The organism is Actinomadura sp. KC345, from assembly GCF_004348515.1.
GTDB lineage: Bacteria > Actinomycetota > Actinomycetes > Streptosporangiales > Streptosporangiaceae > Spirillospora.
Window position 1 is genome coordinate 1 of record NZ_SMKH01000209.1, and the last position, 14411, is coordinate 14411.

The window sequence follows — 14411 nt, forward strand, 5'->3', positions numbered from 1 at the left end:
GGTCGGTTCCGGGGGGTGTGGGGGGTCGTCCCCCCACAGAGAACGGGTCGGTTCCGGGGGGTGTGGGGGGTCGTCCCTCCACAGAGAACCAGGCCGGGGAGGGCTATCGGCCCGAGTCCGCCGCGGGCGACACGACGGGCTTCACGCGGGAGACGCTCGCCCTGCTGACCGAGAACTACTCGGTGGTGCGCGCGGCGGACTCGTCGGTCTGCGGCAGGCGCGCCCGCGTCGTGGAGGCCCGCCGGGCGGACGGCACCCCCGCGGGCCGCTTCTGGATCGACGCCGAGACCGGGCTGATGCTGCACCGCGAGCTGATCGACGCCCGCGGCCACGCCGTGGTGGCCACCGGTTTCAGCGAGATCAGCTTCACCGAGCCGCCCCCGGCGCCGGTGGTGGTCGACGGCCCCCGCAGGGGCCTCGCGCGGTTCCCCGACACCGGCGGGTCCGCGAGCGGAGGCCGGGGCGCCGCGGCCAAGTGGGGCGACGAGCTGGACGGAGCCGAACTCGAAGAACTGCGCGAGCGCGGCTGGCCCGTCCCGGAGGACCTGCCCGGACGCCTCACCCTCCACGATGCCCGCCGCGAGAACGGGGCCGGCCCCGTCCACCTCAGCTACTCCGACGGCCTCGCCGCCGTCTCGGTGTTCGTGCAGCCCGGCGTGCTGGACGAGGACGCCCTCGGCGGCTGGCAGAAGGTCGTCAAGGACGACCGGACGGTGTTCCGCCGCGAGTCGCTGCGGCACTGGGCGGTCTCCGCGGGAGACGGCTACGTGGTCACGGTCCTGACCGACGCCCCGCAGAGCACGGCCGAGGCGGTGGCGGCGCGGCTGCAGGGGAGCGCCGCCGAACCCTTCTGGCCGCGGCTGTGGCGCGGCGCCCGCCGCCTGGCCTCGGCCGTCGACCCCTTCGACTGACCATCATCCGGCGCCCGTCGCCGGAACCTTCGCGGAGTGCGCGGCATCGAAATGGGAAACGCTCATGTATGGGGAGATCGTCCGGGATGAGCGTATCGACAGTAGGTCTTATGCTCGCCACATGCCTTTCCGGGCACGATGAGCACCGATGACCAGGACCATGCTCGGCAGGAGAGATGGGGATGACGGAAGACAACCGCGGGCCGGTCAGGGCACCGCTGGAGGATGACGACGTCGTCCCCGGCCAGGAGCCCGGACGGCAGGAGGCGGCGGCTCCTCCCGAGACGGTGACCGACCAGGAGATCCCCCTGGAGCAGCCGGCGGACGACCCCGAGCCCGAGTCCGAGCCCGAAGCCGGGGCCGAGGCGCGGTCGGAGGACGACGACGCCGAGCCCGGGCGCGACCCGGAGCCGGGCGGGCCGGATCAGGGCACCGACCGGCTGGTGGCCGGGGGGTTCGCGCCACCGGACTCGCCGCTCGCGGAGCCGCCCGACACCAGCGAGGACGTGATCCAGCGGTCCGGCGTGGCCGCGGACCTGGGGCCTCAGGAGGTGCCGCTGCAGGACGTGTCACCGAGTGACATGCCGCAGCCTCCGCCCCCGGTGCCGCTCGACAAGCCCATCACGGACAGCCCCGAGGACCGCAGGCGGCCCGGGTTCGTCCCGCACAACCAGGACCCGCGGGCCGCGCAGCACGGCGCGCCCTACGGCGGCTGGCAGCACGCCCACCAGGGGCCGCCGCGCCCCGGAGGCCCGCCGCCCGCCCCGATGGGGCCGCCGCCCGCGCCGATGGGCCCGCCTTCCGGCGGCCCTCGCCCGATGGCCGGGTTCGGGATGCCGCCCGGCGGAGGCCCGAACTGGGCGCCGGTGCCCGGTGCGGTGCCGTCGTCCTCGCGCGGCGGCCCGGGACTCGGCCTCCTCGCCGTCATCACGGTGATCGTCGCGCTGGTGGCCGGCGCGATCGGCGCCGGGATCGGCGTCGTCGCCACCAACGGCGACGGCGGCTCGTCGGTCAGCCTCGGCGGCGGCGACGGCGACAGCGGCTCCGAGGCGCAGGCCCGTCCGCCGGACTCGGTCGCGGGAGTGGCGCAGCGCGTGCTGCCGAGCGTCGTGATGATCCGCGTGGAGTCCGCGCAGGGAGAGGTCGGCGGCACCGGCTTCATCGTCAACGGCGGCTACATCATCACCAACAACCACGTCGTCGCCGGTGCGGGCGGCAGTTCGATCGAGGTCGTCTTCAACGACAAGAAGACGCTGCCCGCCACCGTCAAGGGCGCCGACCCCAACTCGGACGTCGCCGTCCTGCAGCCCGAGGGCGAGCATTCGCTGCCCGCGCTCACGGTCGGCGACTCCAGCAAGATCGCCGTCGGCGACCCGGTGATCGCGATCGGCTCGCCGCTCGGCCTGCAGGGCTCGGTCACGACCGGCATCGTCAGCTCGATGAACCGTGCGGTGCCGACCCGGGGCGAGGACGGCGACGCGTCCTTCCTCAACGCGATCCAGACGGACGCGGCGATCAACCCGGGCAACTCGGGCGGGCCGCTCGTGGACGCCAAGGGCCGCGTGATCGGCATCAACACGGCGATCGCCACGCTCGGCGGCCAGGGCCTCGGCGGCGAGCAGTCGAGCGGCAGCATCGGCCTCGGCTTCGCCATCCCGATCAACCAGGGCAAGCGGATCGCCGAGGAGATCATCCGGACCGGCAGCAGCAGCCAGCCCATCCTGGGGGTCCTGCCCGACCCCAACTACCAGGAGGGCGGCGCGCGGATCATGCCGCAGCCGGTGAACGGGCAGGACCCGGTGACCAAGGGCGGCCCGGCGGAGAAGGCCGGCCTGAAGCCCGGCGACGTGATCACCCGCGTCGACGACAAGCCGATCGAGGACGCCACCGACCTGATCGCGCAGATCCGGAGCCGGGCCCCCGGCGACGAGGTCTCGATCACCTACCAGCGCGGTGGCCAGGAGAGCACGGTCAAGGTGACGCTGGCGTCCAACTAGGCGGGGATGTCCGGGTCCGGCCCATCCGGGCTCGGGATACGCTGAGGGGGCCGGTCCGTGTCAGGACCGGCCCCCCTTGCCGCATGTGGAGGACGTGGTGTTCGACGTCGGGATCGGTGAGATGGCGGTTCTCGTCGTCCTCGCCCTCGTCATCTTCGGGGACAAGCTGCCCCAGGTAGCCGGTCAGGCGGGCCGGATGCTGCGGCAGTTCCGCCAGATGGCCGACTCCGCCAAGGCGGATCTGCAGGAGGGTCTCGGCCCCGAGTTCAAGGACTTCGACCTCAACGACCTCAACCCGAAGACGTTCGTCCGCAAGCACCTGCTGGAGGACGACGACACCTCCCTGACCAAGAACGGCCTCTTCGACGACGAGTCCTCGTACGTGACGGCGCCCGGCAACGGCCAGCTCGACTACGACGAACGCCCGCCGTTCGACAGAGAGGCGACGTAGGGCAGAACGTAGGGCAAGGCGACCCAGCCCAACGGGCGGCGCCCTGAGCCCTGGTCGCCGTCACCGTCCCTTGGGGGAGATGCCCAGCGGCATGCCTGCCAGGCCCCGGGTGCGCCCGCCCAGCGTGTCGGCGATGGTGCGCAGTTCCTTGGCGGCGCCGGCGTCCGGGTCCGACAGGACCAGCGGCTTCCCCTCGTCCCCGCCCTCGCGCAGGCGCGGGTCGATCTGCACCTGGCCGAGCATGGGGACGCGGGTCCCGAGCGTCTTGGTCAGCGCGTCCGCGACCGTCTGGCCGCCGCCCTCGCCGAAGAGGAACTGCTGCTCGCCGCAGTGCGGGCACGTCAGGTACGACATGTTCTCGATGACGCCGACGACCTGCTGGTGGGTCTGCGCGGCGATCGCGCCCGCGCGCTCGGCGACCTCGGCGGCCGCCTGCTGCGGCGTGGTGACCACCAGGATCTCCGCGGACGGGATCAGCTGCGCGACGGAGATCGCGATGTCGCCGGTGCCGGGCGGCAGGTCCAGCAGCAGGATGTCCAGGTCGCCCCAGTAGACGTCGGTGAGGAACTGCTGCAGCGCGCGGTGGAGCATCGGCCCGCGCCACACGACCGGCTGGTTCCCGGCGGTGAACATGCCGACCGAGATGACCTTCACGTCATGCGCCGTCGGCGGCATGATCATGTCGTGGACCTTGGTGGGCGAGGCGTCCACGCCGAGCATGCGCGGCACGGAGTGGCCGTAGATGTCGGCGTCCACGACCCCGACCTTGCGGCCCTGCGCGGCGAGCGCGGCGGCCAGGTTCACCGTCACCGACGACTTGCCGACGCCGCCCTTGCCGCTCGCCACCGCGTACACCTTGGTCAGCGAGCCCGGCTGCGCGAACGGGATCTCTTTCGCGGGCTCACCGCCGCGCAGCTTGGTCTGGAGGTCCTTGCGCTGCTCCTCGCTCATCACGTCGAGTTCGACGCCCACGGACGTCACGCCGTCGAGTTTGGAGACGGCCTCCGTGACGTTCTTGGTGATGGTGTCCTTCATCGGACATCCGGCCACGGTCAGGAAGATGCCGACGCGGACGGTGCCGTCCGTCTCGATGTCGACGCTCTTGACCATGTCGAGCTCGGTGATGGGCTTGCGGATCTCGGGGTCGTTCACCGTAGCGAGCGCCGCGGTCACCTGCTCGGTCGTCAACTGGGAGGCCATGCCTCCATGGTATGAACCCGAAGCAAGAACGTCCTAATCAAGGTGCCGCTCCTCACACCGCGTGTGCGTCTCCCGCACGCCGTACGCGGCGCCGCCGTACCATCAACGCGTGACAAGCAGCATGAACTCGGCCGCGGAGCTGATCGTCTGGCGCGCCGTGCTCCGCGCCGAGGCGCAGATCTCCCGCCGGCTCCAGGCCGATCTGCTGGCCGGCCACGACCTCGCGCTCGCCCCCTACGAGGTGCTCATGCACCTCGGCGAGGCCCCGGGCGGGCGGCTCCGGATGAACGACCTCGCCGACCGGGTCCTGCTGTCGCGCAGCGGCCTGACCAGGCTCGTCGACCGGCTGGAGCGCGACGGCCTCGTCGACCGGCAGACCTGCCCGAGCGACGCCCGCGGCCTGTACGCGGTCCTGACCGCCGCCGGGCGGGCCAGGCTGGACGAGGCCGCCCCCACCTACCGGCAGGGGGTCCGCGACCACATGCTGAGCCGCCTGGACGATTCCGAACTGCGTACGTTCCAGCACATCCTGGACAAGCTCGCCGACGAGCAGATCCCCGTCCAGGCTTGACCGCGCCTGTCCCTAGGCGGCACCGTTCCTGAACCGCGTCATCCTCGAACCGTGTTGTCCTTGGCGTCGAGTTCCCGCATGGCCTGCTGGAGCTCCGAGCGCAGGAAGTCGCGGGTGACGACCTCGTTCAGCGCCACCCGCAGCCCGGCGATCTCCCGCGTCAGGTACTCGGTGTCGGCGATGGTGCGCTCGCTCCTCGACCGGTCCTGCTCGTACTGGACGCGGTCCCGGTCGTCCTGCCGGTTCTGGGCGAGCAGGATCAGCGGCGCGGCGTAGGACGCCTGGACCGACAGGAGCAGCGTCAGGAAGATGAACGGGTAGGGGTCGAACCGCAGGGACGCCGGCGCGAACGAGTTCCACACCATCCACACCGCGATGAACGCGGTCAGGTAGACGAGGAACCTGGCCGTCCCCAGGAAGCGCGCGATCCGCTCGGACAGCCGCCCGAACGACTCCGGGTCGTAGTGGACGCGCGGCACGAACGTCCGGCGGATCTCCCTCGGCTGGTCGAGGCGCGCGGTCATATGGCGTGTCGTCATCACATGTTCCCCCGGAGAGCCTCTTCCTCGGGATCCGCGGACTCCTCCGCGCCGGCGTCCATCAGCGCCTCCCGCCAGTCCACGGGCAGCAGATGGTCGAGGACGTCGTCGATCGTCACCGACCCCAGCAGGTGCCCGTTCTCGTCCACGACGGCGCCCGCGACGAGGTTGTAGGTGGCCAGGAACATCGCGACGGCCTCCAGCGACATCGTGGGCCGCAGCGGATCCAGCTCGGTGTCCAGGATTCCGGCGACGAGCGTCGGCGGCGGCTCGCGCAGCAGCTTCTGGAAGTGGACCGTCCCGAGGTACCTGCCGGTCGGCGTGGCGGTCGGCGGCCGGCACACGTACACCTGGGCGGCCAGCGCCGGGTTCAGGTCGGGCCTCCTGATCAGCGCGAGCGCCTCGGCGACCGTCGCGTCCGGCGCGACGATCACCGGGTCGGTCGTCATCAGGCCGCCGGCGGAGTGCTCCTCGTAGGTCAGCAGCCGGCGCAGCGGCGCCGCCTCCTGCGGCTCCATGAGCGTCAGCAGCTGCTCCCGCTGCTCGGTGGGCAGGTCCCCGAGAAGGTCGGCGGCGTCGTCGGGACCCATGGCCTCCAGCACGTCGGCGGCCCGGTCCACTCCGAGCTTGCCGAGGATCTCGACCTGGTCGTCCTCGGGGAGCTCCTCCAGGACGTCCGCGAGCCGCTCGTCGTCCAGCGCCAGCGCGACCTCGGTCCGCCGCTTCTCCGGCAGCTCGTGCACGATCCCGGCGAGATCGGCGGGCTTCATCTGCTCGAACGCGGCGATCAGCCCGGCCGCGCCCTGCCCGTGCTCGACCGTGGAGAAGCCCTCCACGGCGTCCCAGTCCACGACGATGCTCTCGCCGCGCTTGCGCAGGGCCCGGCCCCTCCTGCGGCGCACCGCCACCTTGCCGACCAGCCAGTCCCGGGTACGGGTCGGCTCCATCGCCACGTCGACGACCGAGACGGGCTCCCCGTCGTCGCGGAACCGGACCGTGCGGTCCAGCATCTCGGCGATGACCAGCGTCTCCGACTCGCGCTTGCTGAACCGCCGCATGTTCAGCCGCCCGTCGAAGACGATCGCGTCCGCCTCGATCACCGACACCCGCGTGATCGGCACGAACACCGCCCGCCGCGACGAGACCTCCACCACCAGCCCCAGCACCCGCGGCGGCCGCGGTGCCAGCCGCAGCGCCACCACGACGTCGCGGACCCTTCCGACCTGGTCACCGGACGGATCGAACACCGCGACGCCCGCGAGCCGGGCGATGAACACCCGCGACGAGGCTGCGCTCATGGCCAGGACACTACCCATGATCTCCCTCCTGACCCGGTGCCGGACGGGTGATCCGGGACGCGCCCGGGCGGGACGTGTCACATCTCGCGCCGCCGTCCCGTCCCGGGGGGCGACAGGACGTGCGAGGACCCGCGTGAGAGGCTGGAGATCATGAGCCAGGCGTTCGAGGATCCGTTCGAGGAGCACCGGAACCTCCTGTTCGCGGTGGCGTACCGGATGCTGGGCACGGCCGCCGACGCGGAGGACGCCGTCCAGGACGCGTGGCTGCGCTGGTCCGCCGCGGACCGGTCGGACGTCGCCGACCCCAAGGCCTACCTGGTGCGGATCACCTCCAACGTCGCGCTCGACCGGCTGCGGTCGGCGCGGGCCAAGCGCGAGACCTACGTCGGGCCGTGGCTGCCCGAGCCGATGCTGACCGCCCCGGACGTCGCCGAGGACGTCGAGATGTCGGAGTCGGTGTCGATGGCGATGCTCGTCGTCCTGGAGACGCTGAGCCCCCTCGAACGCGCCGTGTTCGTCCTCAAGGAGGTGTTCGGCTACCCGTTCGCGGAGATCGCGAAGGCGCTCGACCGGACCGAGGCGTCGGTGCGGCAGCTCGGCACCCGCGCCCGCAAGCACGTCGAGGCGCGGCGTCCCCGCTTCGCGGCCGGCGGCGCGGAGCGGCGGGAGGCCACCGACCGGTTCTTCGACGCGGTCCTCGGCGGCGACGTCAACCGGCTCATGGAGGTCCTCGCCCCCGACGTCACGCTGTGGACCGACGGCGGCGGCAAGGTCAAGGCGGCGCGGCGGGTCATCCACGGCGCCGACAAGATCAGCCGCTGGATCGGCGCGGTCACGGGGGCGCCCTACGTGGGCGTCGAGCCCGCCGACATGCGGATGCGGCGCGTCGACCTCAACGGCGAGCCGGCCCTCGTCATCGAGGGCCCCGCCGGCCCGATCGGCACCGTCACCATAGACCTGAACGACGACGGCCGGATCCAGGCCGTCTACATGGTCGCCAACCCCGACAAGCTCAGCTCGATCGCCGAGGGGCGCCGGCTGCCGATGTGACGCCCGGCGGCCGGTCGACGCCTAGCGGTCGACGCGGCGGCGCTTGCCGCCGTGGAGGCGGGGCGGCGCGCCCGCGGTCGTCGCCGGGGTCGGGACCGGGCGGACGGTCGCGTAGTCCCCGGGCGCCTGCGCGGCCTCCAGGGCGGGGGTGAGCCGCATGATCCAGGACTCGGTGGCCCAGCGCTCCACCTGCCGCTCGTGGGACGCGGCGTTCAGGCGGGCCCTGGCCAGCAGCGGCGTCACGGCGTCCCAGAGCTCGGAGCCCGGCTCGACCGGCTCGGCGTCGGCGACGAACGAGATGAGCCGGCCGCCCTTGTCCTTGCTGCGCAGGATCACCGTCACCTGCGCGGACTCCGGCAGGCCGGGCAGCGGCTGCTCGCCCTCCCCGCCGGTGAGCACGTAGGCGGAGCCGTCGTGCCACACGTGCCAGGCGGCCCTCGGCTGCGGGAGGCCGGGGACGTCCAGCCACAGGAGGTCCGACTTCTTGGCCGCCTCCTCCACCAGGGCCCGGTTCAGCTCACCCATGCCCCGAAGCGTCTCACACCGCTGGCTAGCATGCGGGCCATGCGTTCCCGACGTACCACCCTCGCGGTCCCCGGCAGCAACGCCCGCTTCATCGAGAAGGCGCAGGGACTCCCCGCGGACGAGATCTTCCTGGACCTCGAGGACGCCGTCGCGCCCTCCGCGAAGGAGGAGGCCCGCGCGACCGTCGTCGCCGCCCTCAACGAGGGGGACTGGGCCGGAAAGATCCGGGTGGTCCGCGTCAACGACCTGGACACCCACTGGGCCTACAGGGACGTGATCGAGATCGTGGAGGGCGCCGGGGCCAACCTCGACGCCGTCATGCTGCCGAAGGTGCAGGACGCGACCCACGTCCAGTGGCTCGACCGGCTCCTCACCCAGATCGAGCGGGCGACGGGGCTCCCCGTGGGCGGCATCGGCATCGAGGCCCAGATCGAGGACGCGCGGGGCATGGTCGGCATCGACGCGATCGCCGCGTGCTCACCGCGGCTGGAGGCGCTGGTCCTCGGCCCCGGCGACCTCATGGCGTCGATCAACATGAAGACCCTCGTCGTAGGGGAGCAGCCGCCCGGCTACACCGAGGGCGACGCCTACCACTACATCCTGATGCGGATCCTGATGGCCGCCCGCGCCCACGATCTGCAGGCCATCGACGGCCCCTACTTCAACGTCCGGGACGTGGAGGCGTTCACGCGGGTCGCGCGGCGGTCCGCGGCGCTCGGGTTCGACGGCAAGTGGGTCCTGCATCCGTCCCAGATCGAGGCCGGGAACGCGGTGTTCTCGCCGTCCCAGGACGACTACGACCACGCCGAGCTGATCCTCGACGCCTACGAGCACCACGTCACCGTCGAGGGGCGCGGCGCCGCCACCCTCGGCGACGAGATGATCGACGAGGCGTCCCGGAAGATGGCGCTGGTCATCGCCGCCAAGGGACGCGCCGCGGGAATGGCCCGGACCCGGCGCTTCGACCCGGCGGGGAACTGACACCCCATACGATTCGTCCCACGGACGTGACGGTTACCGGGAGGATCGAACGTGTCAGAACGAGGGGAAGCCGACGGCTGGGCCCCGCTTGACCCCGACCTTTCCGGCGACCGCCCTCCGGAGCGGCGGCCTCAGGACGACGCACCGCCGCGACCCGAGCCCGGCCAGGCGCAGCCGCCGGAGGCCCGCCCCGAGCATGGCCGGCCCTACGCGGGCCAGTCCCACGAGGACCGGCCTTACCAGGAGCAGGCTTACCAGGAGCAGGCTTACGCCGCCGGGATGCCGTACTGGCAGGACGCCCCGGCGCAGCCGCCCGGGTGGGGGCAGCAGGACGGGGCCGGTCCCTACGGGCCCCAGTGGCAGGACCCCTATGGACGGCCATACGTCCCGTACGGGGCACAGCCGGTAAAGACGTCCTGGACGGTGGCGTCCCCGGCGGGGGTCCCGTTCCACAGGATGGCGCGCACCGATGTCCACCGGTGGTGGCGTCCGCTGCTGGGAAGCCTGGCGATCCTAGGCATCGGCATGAGCCTGGCGGTCGGGCTCCTGCTCGTCGGGATGATCATTCAGGTGGCCGTGACCGGCGAGCTGCCCGATGCGGCCGAGTCGGACACCACCACGATCTTCGGCAACGCCACGGCCGACCTGGCCTTCAACCTGGTCGCGCTCGCGGTGTTCCTGCCGGTGGCGGCGTTCGCGGCGTGGGGGATCCAGCGGCGCAGGCCCGGCACGCTGTCGTCGGTCGTGGGGCGCCTGCGCTGGAAGTGGATGGCGGCCTGCTGCGGCCTGGCGGTGCTGTTCTGCATCGTGTCGTTCGGGACGTCGCTCATCGCGGGCGCGGGCCTGGACGAGGAGGCAGGCGGAGACGAGCACTGGGTCGGGTGGGGAGAGTTCCTCCTGCCCGCCGTCCTCATCGTCCTGCTGGTGCCGTTCCAGGCGGCGGCGGAGGAGTACGTCTTCCGCGGCTGGATGCTCCAAGCCGTGGGCGCCTGCACGCTGGAGAACGCCAAGAGGAAGGCCGGACGCGCGCTGAGCGTGGTGTTCCGGACGCCCTGGCCCGGCATGGTGGTCGGCTCGGCGCTGTTCACGGCCGGGCACGGCTACACGGGCTGGGGAATCCTCGACATCTTCGTCTTCGGCATGATCGCCGCGTGGGTGACGGTGCGCACGGGCGGGCTTGAGGCGGCCATCGCCCTGCACGTGTTCAACAACCTGATGGCCTTCCTCATCTCGGCCGCCGTCGGCCAGCTGGAGATCGTGCAGGGCTCGGTGCCGTGGGAGGTCGTCGTGGCGGACATCATCCCCATGGCGCTGTTCGCGCTCGCCGCCGTCTGGCTGGCGCGGCGGATGCGCATCCAGACCGTCACGTCCGGGCCCGGGGAGGACGACGTCCTGGTGACGGCGGACACCCAGCCCGCGCGCATCTCATAGCACTCCCCACAGGGCGAGTGCGTCGAGAAGCCCCGGCGTGACGGGAAGCCCGCGCAGCGCGTCCGGGGTGACCCACCGGACGTCGGACGCGTCGTCACCGGCACGAAGGGCCCCGCCCGTCACCGTCGCGGCATAGTCGTATATCTCGTAGGTGACGCCGCCTGGCCCTGGACGTTCCACCGTTCCGGCCAGCGCGCCGGCGACGACGTCCAGGCCCGTCTCCTCCTTCAGCTCCCGCGCGACCGCCTCCGCGTCGTCCTCACCGGGCTCGACCCGTCCCCCCGGAACGGACCACAGGCCCTCGCCCGGCGGGCGCCCGCGCCTCACCATGAGCAGCCGCCCGTCCCCGTCCCGCACGATCCCGCCGACGCAACGCACCCTCATGACTCCATTTTGTCCGGCCCTTTTCCAGGCGGCGACCTGCGCGACCTTGACGGGCCCCGACGTCGCCGCGCAGGGTGGTTAATCATGAGGGCGGAGCCCACATGCCCGCGCTGTGCGGGTCCTGTTTCCGCGCCGGGCCCCTGGTCGAGCGACTGGGCCTGTGGCGTGCACGGCGCCGTACTTCCGCGGCAGCCGTCCAAGCGACCCGGCCCGGACGGGCTGGCCGCCGTACTGCGCGACGCGAGGGTCCCCGTCTGGACGCCCTGGCCCCTTCCGCTGGGCTGGCTCGTCACGGGCTTCGCCACGGTCGGGGACGACCGCAGCGGCGCGCGGGCGACGGCGGTCGCCGTGTCCGGGCCGGGCCTGCTCAGCGGCCCCGCCGACATGGTGCTGATCGCCGAGCAGCCCGGAGTCGGCCTCGGCGCCCACTACGCGGGCCTGGACGGCGCCGACCCCGGCGAGGTGTTCGACGGCAGCCCGCCGCACGTGAAGCTCGACGTCAGCGGCCCCGCGGCGACCTGCGGCCACTCGGTGCCGATGTGGGCGGTCGACGGGAAACCCGACCGCGCCGCCTACGTGGGCGAGGCGATGGGCGACTGGCTCTGGGCGGTGCTGTGGCCCGCCGACGCCGGCGTCCTCATGCTGGAGCGCCAGAACCTCCTCGATCTGCGCGAGCCGGGGATGGAGTTGGACCTTCCCTACGGGGCCCACAGCCCGCGCATCGACGACTAGACGATCAGTTGCCCTGATATGAACGGGGCATGCGGATCGATCTGCACAGCCACAGCGACAGGTCCGACGGCACCCGCCCGCCCGCCGAAGTGGTCCGCCGGGCGCGGGAGAGGGGGCTGGACGTCCTGGCGCTCACCGACCACGACACCGTCGCCGGCTGGGACGAGGCCGCCGAGTCGCTGCCCGCCGGCCTGACGCTCGTCCCCGGCATCGAGCTGTCGTGCAAGGAGGACGGCCGCAGCCTCCACCTGCTCGGCTACCTGTTCGACCCGGACGAACCGGACCTCGCCGCCGAGCTCGCACGGGTCCGCGACGACCGGGTGATCAGGGCGCGGGGGATGGTCGACCGGCTCCGGGACCTCGGCGTGGACGTCACGTGGGCCATGGTCCGCGCACTGGCCGAGGGCGAGGCGGTCGGGCGTCCGCACATCGCGCGGGCCATGGTCGACGCGGGCGCCATCCGCACGACCGAGGAGGCGTTCTCCGCCCGGTGGATCGCGCAGGACGGCCGCGCCTACGTCGAGCGGTACGCGCTCGACCCGGAACGGGCGATCGGTCTCGTGCGCGCGGCCGGGGGAGTGTGCGTCCTGGCGCACCCGAGGGCACGGCGGCGCGGCTACGTCTTCGCGGACGCGACGATCGAGAGGCTCGCCGCCGCGGGGCTGGCCGGGATCGAGGTCGACCACCCCGACCACGTCCCGGAGGACCGCGCCCGCCTGCGCGATCTCGCCGCCTCCCTGGGCCTCGCCGTGACGGGTTCCAGCGACGACCACGGCGCGCTGACCGGCGACCGCCTCGGCGCCGAGACCACCGCCCCGGACGCCTTCGAGGAACTGCGCGCGGGCGCCTCCGGCGATGATCTCCGACTGCCCGAAACGTTCCCCGAAGCGCGATAGGGTGCCAAGGGTGGACGCGCGCATCGAACAGGTGACCACGTCGGGGCAGCTCACCCTCGACGACACCGACTACGACGTCGAGAACAACACCTACATCGTCGGCGACGACGACGAGGTCATCGTGATCGACCCGGCGTACGACGCCGACGCCATCCTCAAGGAGGTCGGTGACCGCGAGGTCATGGCCGTCCTGCTCACCGACGGGAACGAGCACCACCTCAACGTGGTCCTCGAAGTCGCCGCCGCGGGCGAGGAGGACGAGGAGAACTGGGCCCCGATCGCGATGCACCGCGCCGACCGGCTGCTGTGGCGCGACTACTTCGGCCGCCTCGCCAAGGACGAGGAGGACGAGGACGACGCCAAGGCGCTGCGGTCCCTCGAACCCGACATCTGGCTGGAGGACGGCGGCGTCTTCGAGATCGGCGACGCCCAGCTGGAGATCATGCACACCCCGGGCCACACGCCCGGCAGCGTCTGCGTGATCAGCGAGCAGCTCGGCGCCCTGTTCTCAGGCGACACCCTGCACCGCGGCCGTCCCGGCTCCATCGGCGGCGTCTACGAGGACCTGCGCAAGCAGCTGAACTCGATCGGCGCGCTGCTGACCCCGCTGCCGAAGGAGCTGAAGATCCTTCCCGGCCAGGGCGAGGAGACCACGGTCGGCGAGGAGGACTCCCGCTGGGAGACGTGGGGCGAGCTGGCCCAGGACGAGGACTGACGGCGTCGTTGAACGCCGAGCAGTTGGGCTTCGAGGGGATGCCCCGGCGGCTGTACGCGTGCACGCCGTCGCGGCTCAACACGTGGCTGGACTGCCCGCGCCGCTACCGGATGACCTACCTCGATCGTCCGATGCCGCCGAAGGGCCCGCCGTGGGCGCACAACAGCGTCGGCGCCAGCGTCCACAACGCCCTGGCGGGATGGTGGCGGCTCCCCGTCCACGAGCGCACCCCCGAGGCCGCCGGAACCCTCCTGACCAGGGGCTGGCTGACGGACGGTTTCCGCGACGACGCCCAGTCCCTCGAATGGCGTGACCGCGCCCGCGCGATGACCGAGCGCTACGCGGCGGGCCTCGACCCGTCCGACGAGCCGGCCGGCGTCGAGCGCACGGTCGCGACCCGCACCGACCGCATCGCCGTGTCGGGCCGGATCGACCGCCTGGACGCCCGCGGCGGTGAACTCGCCGTCGTCGACTACAAGACGGGGCGCCGCCCCCTCACCTCCGACGACGCCCGGGGCTCGCTCGCCCTCGCGATCTACGCCGTCGCCGCGTCCCGCGTCCTGCGCCGCCCCTGCCACCGCGTCGAACTGCACCACTTGCCGTCGGGCGAGGTCGCGGCCTGGGACCACACCGACGACTCGCTGGCGCGCCACATGCGCCGCGCCGAGCAGATAGCGGGCGAGGCCGCCGCGGCCGACGAGGCCTTCCGCGCTGTTTCGGGGGGTGTGGG

The 14411-nt window shown here is 72.5% G+C and carries 16 protein-coding genes; 11 read left to right on the plus strand and 5 right to left on the minus strand.

Features of this window, described 5'->3' with window-relative positions; genetic code table 11:
• The first annotated feature begins 62 nt into the window (after nt 1-62).
• The 3 genes from E1281_RS27785 to E1281_RS27795 all read left to right on the plus strand — a co-directional run bounded on the left by E1281_RS27785 (nt 63) and on the right by E1281_RS27795 (nt 3359).
• The gene (locus E1281_RS27785; protein ID WP_165959140.1) at nt 63-911 is read left to right on the plus strand and encodes a MucB/RseB C-terminal domain-containing protein; all 849 of its coding nucleotides are present in this window, start codon (nt 63-65) and stop codon (nt 909-911) included.
• Between the two features lie 182 nt (nt 912-1093).
• Entirely contained in the window at nt 1094-2908 is a 1815-nt protein-coding gene (locus E1281_RS27790) for a trypsin-like peptidase domain-containing protein (RefSeq protein WP_131882670.1), read from the plus strand.
• A 97-nt stretch (nt 2909-3005) separates the two neighbouring features.
• On the plus strand, nt 3006-3359 hold the full coding sequence (locus tag E1281_RS27795; RefSeq protein WP_131882682.1) for a sec-independent translocase: 354 nt from the start codon (nt 3006-3008) through the stop codon (nt 3357-3359).
• A 60-nt stretch (nt 3360-3419) separates the two neighbouring features.
• On the opposite strand, the gene E1281_RS27800 is transcribed toward E1281_RS27795, so the two are convergent.
• Nucleotides 3420-4559 (minus strand): Mrp/NBP35 family ATP-binding protein, encoded by a 1140-nt coding sequence (locus tag E1281_RS27800; RefSeq protein WP_131882671.1) that lies wholly within the window; start codon nt 4557-4559, stop codon nt 3420-3422.
• Nucleotides 4560-4668: 109 nt separating this feature from the next.
• Here E1281_RS27800 and E1281_RS27805 point away from each other — a divergent pair, with 109 nt between their 5' ends.
• The gene (locus E1281_RS27805; protein ID WP_243717471.1) at nt 4669-5130 is read left to right on the plus strand and encodes a MarR family transcriptional regulator; all 462 of its coding nucleotides are present in this window, start codon (nt 4669-4671) and stop codon (nt 5128-5130) included.
• A 38-nt stretch (nt 5131-5168) separates the two neighbouring features.
• Here E1281_RS27805 and E1281_RS27810 read toward each other — a convergent pair whose 3' ends face one another.
• Nucleotides 5169-5669 (minus strand): DUF1003 domain-containing protein, encoded by a 501-nt coding sequence (locus tag E1281_RS27810; RefSeq protein WP_131882672.1) that lies wholly within the window; start codon nt 5667-5669, stop codon nt 5169-5171.
• On the minus strand, nt 5669-6967 hold the full coding sequence (locus tag E1281_RS27815; RefSeq protein WP_131882673.1) for a CBS domain-containing protein: 1299 nt from the start codon (nt 6965-6967) through the stop codon (nt 5669-5671). The genes E1281_RS27810 and E1281_RS27815 overlap by 1 nt, the downstream gene beginning before the upstream one ends.
• A 150-nt stretch (nt 6968-7117) precedes the next feature.
• On the opposite strand from E1281_RS27815, the gene E1281_RS27820 reads away from it, so the two are divergent.
• Nucleotides 7118-8017, plus strand: coding sequence for an RNA polymerase sigma-70 factor (locus tag E1281_RS27820; RefSeq protein WP_131882674.1), 900 nt, complete (start codon nt 7118-7120; stop codon nt 8015-8017).
• Between the two features lie 21 nt (nt 8018-8038).
• Here E1281_RS27820 and E1281_RS27825 read toward each other — a convergent pair whose 3' ends face one another.
• On the minus strand, nt 8039-8542 hold the full coding sequence (locus E1281_RS27825; protein WP_131882675.1) for a hypothetical protein: 504 nt from the start codon (nt 8540-8542) through the stop codon (nt 8039-8041).
• Nucleotides 8543-8581: 39 nt separating this feature from the next.
• Between E1281_RS27825 and E1281_RS27830 the strand changes: the two genes are divergently transcribed.
• A complete protein-coding gene (locus tag E1281_RS27830) occupies nt 8582-9523 on the plus strand; it encodes a CoA ester lyase (RefSeq protein WP_207943529.1) in 942 nt (313 codons plus the stop codon).
• Between the two features lie 51 nt (nt 9524-9574).
• Nucleotides 9575-10954: a CPBP family intramembrane glutamic endopeptidase gene (locus tag E1281_RS27835; RefSeq protein WP_131882677.1), complete on the plus strand. Its 1380-nt coding sequence runs from the start codon at nt 9575-9577 to the stop codon at nt 10952-10954.
• Here E1281_RS27835 and E1281_RS27840 read toward each other — a convergent pair.
• Entirely contained in the window at nt 10949-11338 is a 390-nt protein-coding gene (locus tag E1281_RS27840) for an NUDIX domain-containing protein (protein ID WP_131882678.1), read from the minus strand. The genes E1281_RS27835 and E1281_RS27840 overlap by 6 nt on opposite strands.
• An 84-nt stretch (nt 11339-11422) precedes the next feature.
• Between E1281_RS27840 and E1281_RS27845 the strand changes: the two genes are divergently transcribed.
• The 4 genes from E1281_RS27845 to E1281_RS27860 all read left to right on the plus strand — a co-directional run.
• Nucleotides 11423-12070 carry a DUF6758 family protein gene (locus tag E1281_RS27845; RefSeq protein ID WP_131882679.1) on the plus strand — a complete coding sequence of 216 codons (648 nt, stop codon included), beginning with the start codon at nt 11423-11425 and terminating at the stop codon, nt 12068-12070.
• Between the two features lie 29 nt (nt 12071-12099).
• Nucleotides 12100-12966, plus strand: coding sequence for a PHP domain-containing protein (locus tag E1281_RS27850; RefSeq protein WP_131882680.1), 867 nt, complete (start codon nt 12100-12102; stop codon nt 12964-12966).
• 10 nt (nt 12967-12976) lie between these two features.
• On the plus strand, nt 12977-13681 hold the full coding sequence (locus E1281_RS27855; protein WP_131882681.1) for an MBL fold metallo-hydrolase: 705 nt from the start codon (nt 12977-12979) through the stop codon (nt 13679-13681).
• A gap of 8 nt (nt 13682-13689) precedes the next feature.
• Nucleotides 13690-14411: PD-(D/E)XK nuclease family protein (locus E1281_RS27860; RefSeq protein ID WP_243717473.1), on the plus strand; the 722-nt coding region annotated here is incomplete at its 3' end.

Bases quoted from the DNA above. Each gene is read 5' to 3' on its own strand.
- E1281_RS27840 (WP_131882678.1), bottom strand. From the start codon at position 11,338: ATGAGGGTGCGTTGCGTCGGCGGGATCGTGCGGGACGGGGACGGGCGG.
- E1281_RS27815 (WP_131882673.1), bottom strand. From the start codon at position 6,967: ATGAGCGCAGCCTCGTCGCGGGTGTTCATCGCCCGGCTCGCGGGCGTC.
- E1281_RS27810 (WP_131882672.1), bottom strand. From the start codon at position 5,669: ATGACGACACGCCATATGACCGCGCGCCTCGACCAGCCGAGGGAGATC.
- E1281_RS27830 (WP_207943529.1), top strand. From the start codon at position 8,582: ATGCGTTCCCGACGTACCACCCTCGCGGTCCCCGGCAGCAACGCCCGC.
- E1281_RS27790 (WP_131882670.1), top strand. From the start codon at position 1,094: ATGACGGAAGACAACCGCGGGCCGGTCAGGGCACCGCTGGAGGATGAC.
- E1281_RS27850 (WP_131882680.1), top strand. From the start codon at position 12,100: ATGCGGATCGATCTGCACAGCCACAGCGACAGGTCCGACGGCACCCGC.
- E1281_RS27825 (WP_131882675.1), bottom strand. From the start codon at position 8,542: ATGGGTGAGCTGAACCGGGCCCTGGTGGAGGAGGCGGCCAAGAAGTCG.
- E1281_RS27845 (WP_131882679.1), top strand. From the start codon at position 11,423: ATGAGGGCGGAGCCCACATGCCCGCGCTGTGCGGGTCCTGTTTCCGCG.
- E1281_RS27820 (WP_131882674.1), top strand. From the start codon at position 7,118: ATGAGCCAGGCGTTCGAGGATCCGTTCGAGGAGCACCGGAACCTCCTG.
- E1281_RS27800 (WP_131882671.1), bottom strand. From the start codon at position 4,559: ATGGCCTCCCAGTTGACGACCGAGCAGGTGACCGCGGCGCTCGCTACG.